Origin of the sequence: Burkholderia sp. COPS (assembly GCF_019425585.1) — a bacterium.
Classification (GTDB): Bacteria; Pseudomonadota; Gammaproteobacteria; order Burkholderiales; family Burkholderiaceae; genus Burkholderia; species Burkholderia cepacia.
Window position 1 is genome coordinate 137,027 of the sequence record NZ_WIXR01000017.1, and the last position, 13,684, is coordinate 150,710.

Consider the following 13,684-nt stretch of genomic DNA (forward strand, 5'->3'; position numbering starts at 1 on the left):
GCCTGAACAGTACGATGCCACATACCACGACCCCCGACATGCTCGTGCCTGTCGAAGACGTCGAAGCAGTCGAGCGGCACCGCACGCAGGCGGCTTACCCGGCAACGCGAACCGGTACGAAGCGTACGATGGAAAACGCTCGAGCGGACTGTGGGGGGCGGCGTTCCGCCATTCCTGTCCGGTTTCTGGCTGCGCTCGCATTAGGCCTCCTGGTGGCAGGCTGCAATCAGGAAGCGCCGCAAGCAAGCGCCACTGCACCGGTGGCGCGTGCCGACGGAACGGTCGAGAATCCAGCGTCGGTAAGTGGATTGAACTACGCATCGTATGGAGTTGGACGTTTCTCCATCACGGATTCTCAAGGTCGAAGCGGGGGAGGACCGAACATCGCACCGGTCAGCAAGACTGGGGAACCGGGTGGTGGAGGCTCCGAAATGTGCTGCGTCTATGTTCCTGAGACGTGGCGTGACGGAATGACGGTGAGTGTGCGTTGGGAACGCGACTTGCACCCATACGACGCCAACGACCGTAGTGGCGACCAATGGCTCGAAGCCGTGGCAAAAGTGCCGCCATATGGACCAAAACAATACAACTTCGTGGTGCAGTTCCTCGAGGACGACCGGATTCGCGTCCGCGTTGACGACGGCAGTTCCCTGGACAAACCGGTTAGCAATGATCCGTATGTCGTTCAGGGCGTGCTCGACGCCAGGGCGAATGCACAAACGTACGCATGGCACGAACGCGACGAAGCGGCCAAGGCATACGACCAGCAACTACAAGAAAAGGCGGAGCGGGTGTCTAAACAGCGGGTCGAAAAATGAGCGCGATCCAACGCTCGGTATCCATGTCGGACGCTGGTCGTCCTGGCGAAGCGAAGCAGGCGTGGATCGACGGTGCCACCGTCGTTGCCCCGAAGATGCACTGTCCGACGCTGCACATCAGTCTTTCCTTTGACGGGACGAACAGGCGCTGCCAATGGACTATGACCGACTTCCGCCATTGCTGGTTTCAAGCCTCGTAAGCTCGCTGTACTTCCCCGGCGTCGTCCCCAACGCCCGCCTGAACATGTCGATGAACGCGCTCACGTTGTCGTACCCGAGATCGAGCGCGATCGTCGTCACCGGCACGCCGTCGGCGATTTTCTCCAGCGCCCGCAGCAGCCGGGCCTGCTGACGCCACTGCGCGAACGTCAGCCCCGTCTCGGCCACGAAGCGGCGGCTCATCGTCCGCGCGCTGATTCCCGCCCATTCTGCCCATTCCTCCAGCCGCCGGTTGTCCGCGAGATCCGCGGCAAGCGCATCGGTGATCCTCGTCAGCCGCGGATCCTGCGGCCGCGCCAGCCCCAGCGCCTCGACTTCCGACGACGCGATTTCATCGAGGATCACGTCGGCGATCCGGGTTCGCGCGGCATCCAGCTCCGAACCCTCCCAACTCGCCGCGCGCTGCACGGCTTCGCGCAGCAGCGGCGTCGTGCGGATCGCGCGCGGGGTATCCGGCAGCGCCGCGCAGCGCGCTTCGGCGATGAACGCCGACCAGCCGGAAATCGGCCCGAACGAATGCAACGAATGGCGGCAATGCGGTGGAATCCAGATCGCATGGATCGCCGGCACGACCCAGTCCTGGTCGTCGAGGCCGATCGTCAGCAACCCGCTCAGCGCGCCGACGAGCTGGCCGCGCGCATGCGAATGAGGTGGCGTCACGCGCGGGTCGCGTTGCGACAGCACGGCGGCAACGACGAACGGGCCGTCGTCGGACGTGACGAAGCGGGCGGGCAGGAGCGGATCGGACATGGCCGGATATCGGTATCGAATGGCCGTTATACCGGAGATCGGCCGAATTTGCACGCCTACACTGCGTCCATCGATAACAACCGGAGTACGACACGATGCGAGCCGAACAGATGCTTCCCGACCAGACCGACCGGATCACGCTTGGCGATACGACGATCCGCAAGGGGACCGTCGGTGCGTTCCTGGTCAACGCGCGGGTGCTGACCGACCCGAACGCCGCGCCCGCCGACCGGGCGCGCGCGGAAGCCGACGCGATCGATGCGTTGCCCGCGCTGCGTGCGCTCGGCCTGTTCGACGTGCTGGAAGTGCGCGATCCCGCGCTGCGCGCGTGGCTCGACGCACGCTGATGCGCACCGGAACCGTCGATCGGGATCCCCGATTCAAGGAGTCACCATGAAAGCAGCAGTCGTGACGGGCGCCGGCGTGCGGCCCGTTCATATGGAGTTCGATGCGCCGCACGCGATGCCGGGCCACAGCCTGATCGACGTGACGGCGTCCGCGCTGAGCCGGATCGCGCAGGGGCGCGCGGCCGGCACGCATTACTCGTCGGAGGGGCGTTATCCGTTCGTCGTTGGCGTCGACGGGGTTGGCCGCCGTCTCGACGACGGGCAGCGTGTCTACTTCTTCGGCGCGCCCGCACCGTTCGGCGCGATGGCCGAACGCACGATCGCGCCCGATACGCAGTGCGTGCCGCTGCCGGATACGCTCGACGACGTCACGGCGGCCGCGATCGCGATTCCCGGGATGTCGTCGTGGGCGGCGCTGACCGAACGCGCGCGGCTCGTCGCGGGCGAGACGGTGCTCGTCAACGGTGCGACAGGTACGTCGGGGCGGCTGGCGGTTCGGATCGCGAAGCATCTCGGCGCCGCGAAGGTGATCGCGACGGGCCGCAACGCGGCCGCGCTGCAGGCGTTGCTGAATGCCGGCGCGGATGCCGTCGTGTCGTTGCAGCAGGACGACGCACATCTGGCGCGCGCGCTCGAACCGCATTTCCGCGCGGGCGTGGACGTCGTGCTCGATTATCTGTGGGGCGCCAGCGCGCAGACACTGCTGGTGGCCGCCGCGAAGGCGACGCCGGAGGGCCGCCGGCTGCGTTTCGTGCAGATCGGCTCGATCGGCGGCGCGGACGTGCTGTTGCCGGGGGCGGTGCTGCGGGCGACCGCGATCGAACTGATGGGCAGCGGCATCGGCAGCGTGTCGCTGCCGCGCTTGCTGGCGTCGGTGCGCGGTGTGTTCGACGCGGCCGGACCGGCGGGGCTGACGATCGACACGCACATCGTGCCGCTTTCGGCGGTCGGCGAACACTGGGGCGATGTGAACAGTCTCGTGCGCCTGGTGTTCACGTTGCGGGGCGGTGCGTGATCGGATCGCGGCGCGGCGGCGTGTATTGCATTTGCGGCACCGCACGTATTCCGGCGGTGGCCTTTGCACGACTTTTCAGGTCGAGCGCCCGAACCCGCTTCGGACGCGGCGGGTTCGGCCTACTTTCCCTCTGGTTCCGGAGGCAATTGATACGGCTCGCATCTCTTGCGATTCGCTTCCGACGGCGGACTATGCTGCGCGGCATCCATCCATCCCAGGTTGAATTGAGTATGGCTGTAGTTGCATGCTAACGTCGGCTGGCCGGCCACGGTTGTGCTGTCCACGGTCGCAGTATCCAGTTTGAGTGGCACTGAAGGGAAGGGGACATCGACCAGTGCAATCTGCCTGTCGAGGTTTCGAATCTTGATGTCCTGCTCCGACTCCGCTGCCTGGCCGGCTATGACCCGAGTGCCAACAGGACGCCGCTGGGGGGAAACGTAATACAACGCCATTGGCCGGTGTAGCCGGGCGTCGTCGGCTTCAAAGTGAAATAGCTTGCTGGGAATAAACAGGTCGGAAGGGTGCTTTTTTCCGTCTGACTTGAATTTCGGCTGATTTGCAAAAATCCATTGATGATCGTCGTCATAAATCACCAACTGAATCTCGATATCCGCTGGGTAGACGATGTCGTTGAAGTCTTCAAGCATCGTATAGCTATTCGGTTTCTCTCTACTGGCGACCAGGTCTTTCGGAATGGCGAATGTGATTTCAGGGTAGTGGCCGAACGAGCCCATGAAACGATATCGCGTTCCGGGTACGTAGGCGGAGAGTGGGCGACGCATGGGGACATTCAGGTCCTGGACACGCCAGCTGATCAGATGAGCATCAAGAAGACTCTTCCAGTCGGGACGCGCGTCGTTCTTTAAGGCAACCAGCCTTTGCTGGCGACACCCCTGCCGCGGACGAGCGCATTCCTGATACAGATAAAGGCTGATGCCGTCGCTTTCCAGTGTTAACCAAGGACGAGGGTTATCTGGAATGCTGTATACCGCGCTGGACTTCACGGTCACGAAATGCGGCACGATCATGGGTGGGCAGCCTGCCAGCAGCGCACTGATCGCGATCAGGGTAAGCCATTTTGTGCTTTGTAAAATTTTCGATTCAAGCATCCAGCGTTCACCGGTCATAACATTTATCGTCGTTTGGGTCGGCATCTTCGATTTTTGAGGCGCATTCTAATCGATTCACTCGATTTGAACGCGATTCTGTATCGCGATGCCGAGCGCCCTGACGTGCGCGCATTATTGTTCTGACCGACTTGGTGTCGATGCGTGCGAGGCGGAACGAGGGCGAGCGGCTCCTTGCGAGAAATACCTGCCGCCGCCCGCCACACCAAACTCAGAACCGCTGCTGAATCCCCGCAGTCACACCGACCTGCGTGGTACCGTAGCCCACGAAATCGCGCGACACGCCGACCTTCTGGTCGTGCTTCGCGATCGCGAACGCGCCGGCCGCGTACAGCACGGTGCGCTTCGACAGCGCGTAGTTCGCGCGCAACGACACGAGCGTCGGGTCGGCATCGCTGCCGCCCTTGATGTTCTGGTGATAGACGGCCGCGATCAGCGAGAACGCCGGTGTGAACTGGTACGAGCCGCCGAGCCAGTACGTGTCGCTCAACTGGTTCGCCGCCGTGGTGCGGAACGTGCGCTTGTAGTTGCGATAGCCGGCCATCGTCTTCAGGTTGCCGAAGTCGTAGCTCAGGCCCGCGTGGATGCCCTGGATGTAGTTGACCGTATCGGCCGGCGTGACGCTGTCGGCCGCGCCGTTCTGCCGGTCGAACGTGACCACCGCCGCGAACGGGCCTTTCTCGTAGCCGACTGCGAAATCGTATTTGGAGCTGGTCTTCACGCTGCCCGGCACGTTGCCGAAGCCGTACAGCGCGCCGAACTTGAACCCGCTGAATTCGCCGTCGTAGCGCACCGCGTTCGACGAGCGCGTGAACATGCCGTCCTTGCGGCCGCCCGTCGCCGTCGCCGCCGAGGCCCACGAGTAGTTCTGTGCGTACCCCATCGGGTCGAAGGGCAGCATGTAATCGTAGGTGACGGTGTAGTTGCGGCCGAGCGTCAGTTCGCCCCATTTGCTTTTCAGGCCGACCGTCGCGCGGCGCGCGAAGATCGAATCGGGGCCGTCGTCGAGCGCGCCGTTCGCGAGGTCGATCCCGCTTTCGAGGCGGAACACGGCCTTCAGCCCGCCGCCGAGATCCTCGACGCCGCGCAGGCCCCAGCGCGACGTGTTCTTGTTGCCCGACTTCAGCTTGACCGAGCTGCCGCCCTCCGGCGCCGCGTGGTTCGTGTATTCGATGCCGGCATCCATGATCCCGTACATCGTGACCGACGACTGCGCGTGTGTGACGGATGCGGCGATGCAGGCCGCGGTGGCCGATCCCGTGAGGACTACTGTGCGAATCGAACGTTCTGCGCGTGACTTCATTGACGGTGTCTCCTTGGTTCTTGTGGGTTGGGGTGAAACGGATGCGGCGCGCAGCAGCCCACGACAGACGCCGGAAGACGCCCGCCGGAAGGCATGTCATCCCATGACGAGATGTGCGCGGTATGCGTTGCGCGACGGCGAGCATGCTGCCGCCGCGCGCGGGTCAGCCCGCTTTCGCGAACGCCCAGCAGTCGTTGGTCGGGAATTCGATCCAGTGCTTGCCCGCGGCGCGCGGCACGTGGCCGAATGCGCGAAGGCGCATCTCGCCGCAATGGAACAGGTACTCCCAGCGATCGCCGAGATACATCGACGTGACGAGGTCGGCCTGCAGCCGGTTCGCGCCCGGGCCGTCGGCGACCTGCACGCGTTCGAGGCGGATCACGGCCTGCGCGTCCTGGCCCGGCGCGAACGTGTCGCGGGCGAGGGCCTGCAGCTCCCAGCCGTCGCCGGCGAGCGTCACGCGTTCGCCGTCGATGGCCGCGACGCGCGCGTCGATCCGGTTGTTGCTGCCCATGAACTCGGCCGTGTACAGCGAGCGCGGCGCGCCGTACAGCTCGGCCGGCGTGCCTTCCTGCTCGATGCGGCCGTTGCGCAGCAGCAGGATGCGGTCGGACATCGCCATCGCCTCGGTCTGGTCGTGCGTCACGCACAGGGCCGACAGCCCGAGCGAAACGATCAGTTCGCGCAGCCACGCGCGCGCTTCCTCGCGCAGCTTCGCGTCGAGGTTCGACAGCGGCTCGTCGAGGAGGATCACCGGCGGGTTGTAGACGAGCGCGCGCGCGATCGCGACGCGCTGCTGCTGGCCGCCCGACAGCTGATGCGGGAAGCGTTCCGCGAGATGGCCGAGGCCGAGCTGGTCGAGCGCGGTCTGCACGCGGCGCTTCTGTTCGGCCGGCGCGACGCGGCGCAGCTTGAGCCCGTAGCCGACGTTGTCGGCGACGGTGCGGTGCGGCCACAGCGCGTACGACTGGAACACGAGGCCGAGCGAGCGCTGTTCGACGGGCAGGTCGACGCGCTGCGCGCCGTCGAAGAACACGCGGTCGTCGAGCTGGATGCGGCCGTCGGACGGCTGTTCGAGGCCGGCCACCGCGCGCAGCAGCGTGGTCTTGCCGCTGCCCGACGCGCCGAGCAGGCACACGACTTCGCCGGCCTTCAGTTCGAACGACACGCCCTTGAGGATCGGATTGGCGCCGTAGCTGAGATGCAGGTCGTCGACGATGAGCTTATCCATGAAGTTTCACTCCGAAGCGCAGGGCCACGCCGAGACCGGCGCCGACCATCGCGATGTTGATGACAGAAAGCGCGGCGACCTGGTCGACGGCGCCGGTCGCCCACAGCGACACGAGCAGCGCGCCGATCACTTCGGTGCCGGGCGACAGCAGGTAGACGGCCGTCGAGTATTCGCGCTCGAAGATCATGAAGATCAGCAGCCACGCGGCGAGCAGGCCGAAGCGCACGAGCGGCAGCGTCACGTCGAGCGACACGCGGCTGCGGGTCGCGCCGACGCTGCGGCCGGCTTCCTCGAGTTCCGGGCCGACCTGCAGCAGCGCGCTCTGGATGAGCCGCATCCCGTATGCGAGCCACACGACCGTGTACGCGATCCAGATGCTCCACATCGAGTTCTTCAGCTCGCGCAGGCCGGGCACGAACAGGAAGATCCACAGGAACGCGAGACCGGCGAGCAGGCCGGGCACCGCACGCGGCAGCAGCACGAGGTAGTCGAGCAGCTTGGTCGCCCAGTCGGGGCGGCGGTGGCCGGCGAACGCGACGAGCGAGTAGAAGCCGATCGCGAGCGCGCCGCCGATCACGCCGATGCCGAGCGTGTTGACGATCGCGCGCACGAGGTTGTCCTGCTCGAACAGTTCGGTGAAGTTCGACAGCGTCAGCACCTCGGCGAGCGCGACGCCTTCGCCCCAGTTGGTCACGAACGCGCGCAGCACGATGCCCGAGATCGGGACGATCACGGTCAGCATCAGCCACAGCACGACGATCGCGAGCGCAACCCAGCGCCACACGCCGAGCGGCAGCACCGTCGTACGGCCGGCCTTGCCCTTCACGGTGACGAAGCGGTTCGCCGTCTTCAGCAGCCGGCGCTGCAGCAGCACGAGCGGGAACGTGATCGCGACGATGCACACCGCGACCGCGGCCATCAGGTGATACGACGGCACGCCGAGCTTGTTGGTCAGCTTGTACAGGTAGGTCGCGAGCACGAGGTGGCCTTCCGGGTCGCCGAGCACGAGCGGCAGCCCGAACACCTCGAAGCCGAGGAAGAACACGAGCACGCCGGCGAACAGCAGCGCGGGCATCGTCATCGGCAGGCTCACGTCGAGCGCGACGCGGAACGGGCGGGCGCCCGTGACGCGCGCGGCTTCCTCGACGTCCGAGCCGAGGTTGCGCAGCGCGGCCGACGAATACAGGTACACGTGCGGCACGTGCGTGAGGCCGACGATCACCGTGATCGCGAAGATCGAATACACGTTCCAGGGCACGTTCTGTACCCCGAACAGTTCCTTGAACCACACCGAATAGAAGCCGACCGGGCCGGCCGCGACCACGTAGCCGAACGCGAGCACCATCGGCGACACGAACACGGGCGTGAGCAGCAGCGGTTCGAGCCAGCGGCGGCCGGGCAGGTCGGTGCGCACCATCAGGAACGCGAGGATGCCGCCGAGCGGGATCGAGATGAACAGCATCCCGCCGGCGATGATGAACGAGTTCTTCACGGCCGACCAGAAGTCGGGATCGCTGAAGACGAAGCGGAAGCCCTCGATGCCGAGCGTCTTGTTCGCATCGAAGAACGGCGCGGACAGCAGGCTCTGGAACAGGATGAAGCCGAGCGGCAGTGCGACGGCGATGGTGAGTACCGCGACGACGATCCAGCGCAGCATGCCGGCGAGCGGCTGCAGGCTGTTGACCGGCAGCGCGGGAATCGCGTCGCGCGGGCCGGCGGCAGGTGGCGCGGCCGGTGCCGTGCCGCGGGTGCTGGTTGAAAGCATGAGTTCGCCCCTGCGGCCATCCGGATGGCCGCCTCAAGGAAGTCGGTAAGGGGAAGGGGCCGCCCGCGCGACGTGCGGCGGGTGGCCGTGGGTCAGCCGGAGCCGATCAGCCGATCAGCTCTTGATCGCCTGCTGCCATTGCTTCAGGAACGCGAGCCGCTTCGACTGGTCCAGGTAGACGAGCAGGCCGGTGCCGATCTGGATCGGCTTCAGCGAATCGCCGAGTTCCTTCGTGAGGCTCGCGGCCGACGTCTCGCCGGTCACGTCCGTGCGGATCGCGTACAGGTTCGCCTGGTTCGCGATCATGGTCTGGCCGCGCTTCGACAGCAGGTAGTCCACCCACAGCTTCGCGGCGTTCGGGTTCTTCGCCTTCTTCGAGATGGTGGCGAGGCGGCTCACGATCTGCGTGTAGTCCTTCGGGAATACGTAGCCGATCGACTTGTCCTTCTTCGCCTTCGCGTACGCGTACGAACCGATGATGTTGTAGCCGATCAGGTTTTCGCCCGACGAGATGCGTTCCATCATCGCGCCGGTGCTCGATTGCAGCTTCGGGCCGGTCTTGCCGATGGCCTTCACGAGTTCCCACGTGACCTTCTCGTTCAGGTGCGCGTCCTGCGTCAGCGCGTTGAAGCCGACGCCGGATTTCTCGACGTCGTAGGTCGTGAGCTTGCCCTTGAACTTGTCCGGTTGCGACGTGAGCAGCTTGATCAGGTCGGCGCGCGTTTTCGGCACTTCGTTTTCGGGGATCAGGCGCTTGTTGTAGACGATCGCGAGCGGCTCGAACGTCGTGCCGTACGCCTGCTTCTGGTATTGCGCCCATTGCGGCACGTTCGGGCCTTCCGGCGAATCGTACGATGCCATCAGGCCGTCGTTGACGAGCTTGACCTGCAGGTCCATCGCCGAGCTCCACAGCACGTCGGCGCTGGTGCTGCTCGCCGCGTTCTCGCTGATGTAGCGGTTGTACAGCTCGGTGCTGTTCATGTCGTTGTACTCGACCTTCACGCCGTACAGGCTTTCGAAGTCCTTGATCAGCGGGCGCACGAGGCCCGTGTCGGTCGTCGAGTAGACGATCAGCTTGCCTTCCTTCTTCGCGGCGTCGATCACGCCCTGGTAACTCCCCGGATACCCGGCCGGAACCTGCGCGGCGGCGCTGCCCGCGGCAGTGCCCAGAACGACCGCCAGCGCGGCGGCGAGGTGCTTCGGTGCAAACGGCATGTCTTCCTCCAGTTACGTCTAGGTGTTGTTCGAATGACGCGGATGTTAATTGCGGCGCACTTTCAGCCCGCTTTCATTTCAGTTCACAATCGCGTCGTTCGTGTCATGGATTTCCCGAGGTCGATGCGGCGGCGATCCGACGTTTCGCGGCGCGCGGCACGATCCGGCAACGGAGGGAAGCGGGTTGCCGCGGGGCGCGGCAACGACGGCGGGGGCGCCTAGACGGGGGGCCCGAGCAGCTTCGCGAGCAGCCGGCCGCCATGCCGCGCGTGCGCGGCCGTCAGCGCCGAGTACCCGACGACGACGCCTGCTGCGCACCGCGCGCTTCGACAGAATCCGCGGACCGGCTGCAACTCGATGCCGGCCGCGCGGGCTTGCGCGACATACGTTGCGTCGTCCATCCCGGGCGGCAGCCACAGCACGAAATGAAAGCCCGCGTGTTCGCCGGACACCGTGTACCGTCCGCCGGCGTGTTTCGCCAGCTGATCGAGCACGATGTCGCGCCGCTGGCGGTACGCGTGACGCGCCGCGCGCAGGTGCTTCGCAAAATCGCCGTGCGCGATGAAGCGGGCCAGCGCCAGCTGGGGCGCCACGCCGACCGAGCGCGCGGTCGCGTGCCACACGGCCGACAGCGCCGGCCGCAGTGCCGCCGGCACGACCATGAAGCCGATGCGCAGCCCCGAGAACAGCGTCTTGTTGAACGAGCCGCAGTAGATCACGCGATCGCACGCGTCGAGCGATTTCAGCGCGGGCAGCGGGGCGGTCTGGTAGCTGAATTCGCCGTCGTAGTCGTCTTCGACGATCCACGCGCGGGTGCGCTGCGCCCAGTCGAGCAGTTCGAGCCGGCGCGACACCGACATCGTGACGCCGAGCGGCGCCTGGTGGGCGGGCGTCACGTAGGCCGCCCGCGCATCGGGATGGCGGTCCAGCGACGCGGTATCGATGCCTTCCCGATCGACCGGCACGTCGATCACGGTCGCGCCCGCGATCGTGAAGATCTGCCAGGCCGACGCGTAGCCGGGGTCCTCCATCAGCACCGTCGAGCCGGGCGTGAGCAGCGTGCGCGCGACGAGATCGATCGAATGCCGGATGCCGGTCGTGATGAAGATGTCGCCGGCGTTGCACGGGATGCCGCGATATTCGCGCAGGTAGGCGGCGATTTCGTCGCGCAGGCTTTCGACGCCTTGTGCCGGCGTCGCCCCGAGGTCGTTCGCCGTCGCGGCAAGCAGGCTGGCTCCGAGCGCCTTTTTCCATTGCTGCATCGGCAGCAGGCCGGGATCGGCAAGCCGCGCGACGAACGGGACGCCCGGACGCACGCCTTGTTCCGGCTCGGCGGCGTCGGTCGTGCGCGCCGGCGCGGGGCGCGCGTCGACAGGGGGCGCGCCGTTGTCGCGAGATTGCGCGGCCGCGCGCAGGTAGCTGTCCGGTACCACCGCGCATACCCGCGACCCCGACCCTTGCGCGCGGGCGATGTACCCCTCCGAGCACAGCCGGTCGTATGCCGCCTCGACCGTCCCCCGGGCGACGCCCCAGCGCGCCGCGAGGGTGCGGCTGGACGGCAGCGGGCTGTCGCCGGGGAGCAGGCGTTTCAGGATCGCATCGCGTAGCGCGTCGGCGATGCACTCCTGCTTCGACTGCGGATTGCCCGTGGACAGCCCGGCAGGGCACGGCAGATCGAGCGGTATCGCGGCTTTGCCTCGCGCCATAGTGGTCCAGTCAGGGTCGAATTTAATGGCCCTTCAGCTTATATCACTTTGACCTTAGATTTCAGTCGACCACAACGATCCGACCGGAGGCGGGCTCACCGCATGAAAACGCGTTCATTACCCCAGTGGGGCTGGCTGTTCCTGTTGATGCTCGTCGTGTGCCTGCCGCGCGTCACGATCGATGCGTACCTGCCGTCGCTGCCGGCGATGGCGGACACGCTGCACGGCACCGACGCCCAGTTGCAGCTCACGCTGACGCTCTACATGGTCGGTTATGCGCTGTCGATGCTGGTGTCGGGGCCGTTGTCCGACCGTTACGGCCGTCGCCCCGTCCTGATCGGCGGCCTGTGCCTCTACGTGGTCGCGAGCGTCGCCTGCGCGTGCGCGACCAGCGTCGCGGCGATCGTCGCCGCACGCATCTTCCAGGCATTGGGCGGCTGCTGCGGCACGGTGGTCGGGCGGGTGATCGTGCGCGAGCGCTTCCCGGCCGCGATGCAGGCGACGATGCTGGGCCGGATCTCGGCCGGCATGGCGCTGTCGCCCGTGATTGCGCCGCTGGCCGGCAGCGCGCTGGCCGAGTGGCTCGGATGGCGGGGCGTGTTCGGATCGCTGGCGGCGGGCGGGGTGGTCGCGGCGGCGATGGTGCTGCGCTACCTGCCGGAGACCCGCGAAAGCGACGCGCGGCCGGTGCCGGGCGCGGGGCTCCTGCGGACCTACGCGGGCCTGCTGCGCGAGCGCCGTTTCCTGCGCTACTCGCTCGCGATCAGTTTCGCGTACTGCACGTACTACCCGTTCATCGCGGAATCGTCGACGCTGTTCCAGCGGCAGCGCGGCGTATCCGGCCCGGTGTATGCCGCGATCTTCGGCCTGACCGTGCTCGGCTACCTGATCGGCTCGCACGTGTTCGCACGGACCGGCACGCGCTGGAAGGCCGATTCGGTCATCGCGGCGGCGGCGGGCGTGAATCTGGCCGGCACCGCCGCGTTGTGGGTCGGCGGAGCGGTCGCGCCGACGGCGGTGGCGGCGCTCGTCGTCCCGATGTTCTTCGTGATGATCGCCGTCGGGATCGCGATCCCGGCCTGCCAGTTCGCGGTGATGCAGCCGTACACGACGATCGCCGGGACGGCATCCGGGCTGTTCTTCTTTATCCAGATGGCGATCACGGCCGCGTGCGGCGGCGTGCTGGCGTGGCTGTCGGACGGTACCGCGCGCCCGATGATCGTCATCACGGCCGGGGCGAGCGTCGCGTTCCTGGCGGTGGTGGTCGGCCTGCGCGAGCGGCGGCACGCAGGTGAAGGTTCGCGTTTCGCGCCGCGAAGCCGTGCCGCCGCCGCCGAGCGCTGAGCGCTGAGCGCCAAGCGTTCGGCGACGGTCGGCGGGCCGGCCGACGCGCGGGCGGGCCCGCGGCGCAACCCGTGTTTCCGCGAGGCGTCGCGACGGAAAGGATCATGTAATGTAGCGGCCTGTCGCTGACCTTCCCGGAATCCCCATGCGTGTGCTGCTCGTCGAAGACAACCCGAACCTCGCCCAGTCGCTGAGCGACGCGCTGAGCGCGGCGCGCTTCGCTGTCGATCACATGGCGGATGGCGAGGCGGCCGACCACGTGCTGCGCACGCAGGATTACGCGCTGGTGATCCTCGATCTCGGGCTGCCGAAGCTCGACGGGCTGGAAGTGCTGCGGCGGCTGCGCGCGCGGCGCAATCCGGTGCCGGTGCTGATCCTGACCGCGCACGGGTCGGTCGAGGATCGCGTGAAGGGGCTCGATCTCGGCGCCGACGACTATCTCGCGAAGCCGTTCGAGCTGACCGAGCTGGAGGCGCGCGCCCGCGCGCTGATCCGCCGCAGCCTCGGCCACGAGCATTCGCGGGTCGAATGCGGGCCGCTTTCCTACGACAGCATCGACCGCAGCTTCCATCTCGCGGGCGAGCCGCTGTCGCTCACGCCGCGCGAGCGTTCGGTGCTCGAGGTGCTGATCCTGCGCAACGGCCGTGCGATCAACAAGGAAACGCTGTCGGAGAAGATTTTCGGGCTCGACGAGTCGGTCAACGCCGATGCGATCGAGATCTACGTGTACCGGCTGCGCAAGAAGCTCGAGAACACGGGTGTCGCGATCGTCACGCTGCGCGGGCTCGGTTATCTGCTGGAGGCGAGGGCGGAGGTGGCGGAATGAGCGTCCCGCCCGTCCGCG

The 13,684-nt window shown here is 66.6% G+C and carries 12 protein-coding genes; 5 read left to right on the top strand and 7 right to left on the bottom strand.

Annotated elements, in window-relative coordinates; all coding sequences use genetic code 11:
- Positions 1-38: 38 nt before the first annotated feature.
- Positions 39-818 (top strand): DUF3304 domain-containing protein, encoded by a 780-nt coding sequence (locus FOZ70_RS17075; RefSeq protein ID WP_219706313.1) that lies wholly within the window; start codon positions 39-41, stop codon positions 816-818.
- A 159-nt stretch (positions 819-977) separates the two neighbouring features.
- Here FOZ70_RS17075 and FOZ70_RS17080 read toward each other — a convergent pair whose 3' ends face one another.
- Positions 978-1,787 (bottom strand): helix-turn-helix transcriptional regulator, encoded by an 810-nt coding sequence (locus FOZ70_RS17080; protein ID WP_124466096.1) that lies wholly within the window; start codon positions 1,785-1,787, stop codon positions 978-980.
- A gap of 95 nt (positions 1,788-1,882) precedes the next feature.
- On the opposite strand from FOZ70_RS17080, the gene FOZ70_RS17085 reads away from it, so the two are divergent.
- Together FOZ70_RS17085 and FOZ70_RS17090 are read left to right on the top strand one after the other, a co-directional pair.
- Entirely contained in the window at positions 1,883-2,134 is a 252-nt protein-coding gene (locus tag FOZ70_RS17085) for a hypothetical protein (protein WP_048021897.1), read from the top strand.
- A 46-nt stretch (positions 2,135-2,180) separates the two neighbouring features.
- Positions 2,181-3,149 carry a zinc-binding alcohol dehydrogenase family protein gene (locus tag FOZ70_RS17090; protein ID WP_219706314.1) on the top strand — a complete coding sequence of 323 codons (969 nt, stop codon included), beginning with the start codon at positions 2,181-2,183 and terminating at the stop codon, positions 3,147-3,149.
- A 119-nt stretch (positions 3,150-3,268) separates the two neighbouring features.
- Here FOZ70_RS17090 and FOZ70_RS17095 read toward each other — a convergent pair whose 3' ends face one another.
- The 6 genes from FOZ70_RS17095 to FOZ70_RS17120 form a co-directional block, all read right to left on the bottom strand.
- Complete coding sequence (locus FOZ70_RS17095) at positions 3,269-4,276, bottom strand: hypothetical protein (RefSeq protein WP_219706315.1); 1,008 nt, start codon at positions 4,274-4,276, stop codon at positions 3,269-3,271.
- A gap of 211 nt (positions 4,277-4,487) precedes the next feature.
- A complete protein-coding gene (locus tag FOZ70_RS17100) occupies positions 4,488-5,579 on the bottom strand; it encodes a porin (protein ID WP_219706316.1) in 1,092 nt (363 codons plus the stop codon).
- A gap of 163 nt (positions 5,580-5,742) precedes the next feature.
- Positions 5,743-6,810, bottom strand: coding sequence for an ABC transporter ATP-binding protein (locus tag FOZ70_RS17105; protein ID WP_059552334.1), 1,068 nt, complete (start codon positions 6,808-6,810; stop codon positions 5,743-5,745).
- The gene (locus FOZ70_RS17110) at positions 6,803-8,575 is read right to left on the bottom strand and encodes an iron ABC transporter permease (RefSeq protein ID WP_059485020.1); all 1,773 of its coding nucleotides are present in this window, start codon (positions 8,573-8,575) and stop codon (positions 6,803-6,805) included. The genes FOZ70_RS17105 and FOZ70_RS17110 overlap by 8 nt, the downstream gene beginning before the upstream one ends.
- A 114-nt stretch (positions 8,576-8,689) precedes the next feature.
- Positions 8,690-9,790, bottom strand: coding sequence for an ABC transporter substrate-binding protein (locus FOZ70_RS17115; RefSeq protein ID WP_059623146.1), 1,101 nt, complete (start codon positions 9,788-9,790; stop codon positions 8,690-8,692).
- A gap of 218 nt (positions 9,791-10,008) precedes the next feature.
- On the bottom strand, positions 10,009-11,496 hold the full coding sequence (locus tag FOZ70_RS17120; protein WP_219706317.1) for a PLP-dependent aminotransferase family protein: 1,488 nt from the start codon (positions 11,494-11,496) through the stop codon (positions 10,009-10,011).
- Positions 11,497-11,598: 102 nt separating this feature from the next.
- Here FOZ70_RS17120 and FOZ70_RS17125 point away from each other — a divergent pair, with 102 nt between their 5' ends.
- Positions 11,599-12,840 (top strand): multidrug effflux MFS transporter, encoded by a 1,242-nt coding sequence (locus tag FOZ70_RS17125; protein WP_219706318.1) that lies wholly within the window; start codon positions 11,599-11,601, stop codon positions 12,838-12,840.
- 145 nt (positions 12,841-12,985) lie between these two features.
- Complete coding sequence (locus tag FOZ70_RS17130) at positions 12,986-13,666, top strand: response regulator (protein ID WP_059853577.1); 681 nt, start codon at positions 12,986-12,988, stop codon at positions 13,664-13,666.
- The last annotated feature ends 18 nt before the right edge of the window (positions 13,667-13,684 follow it).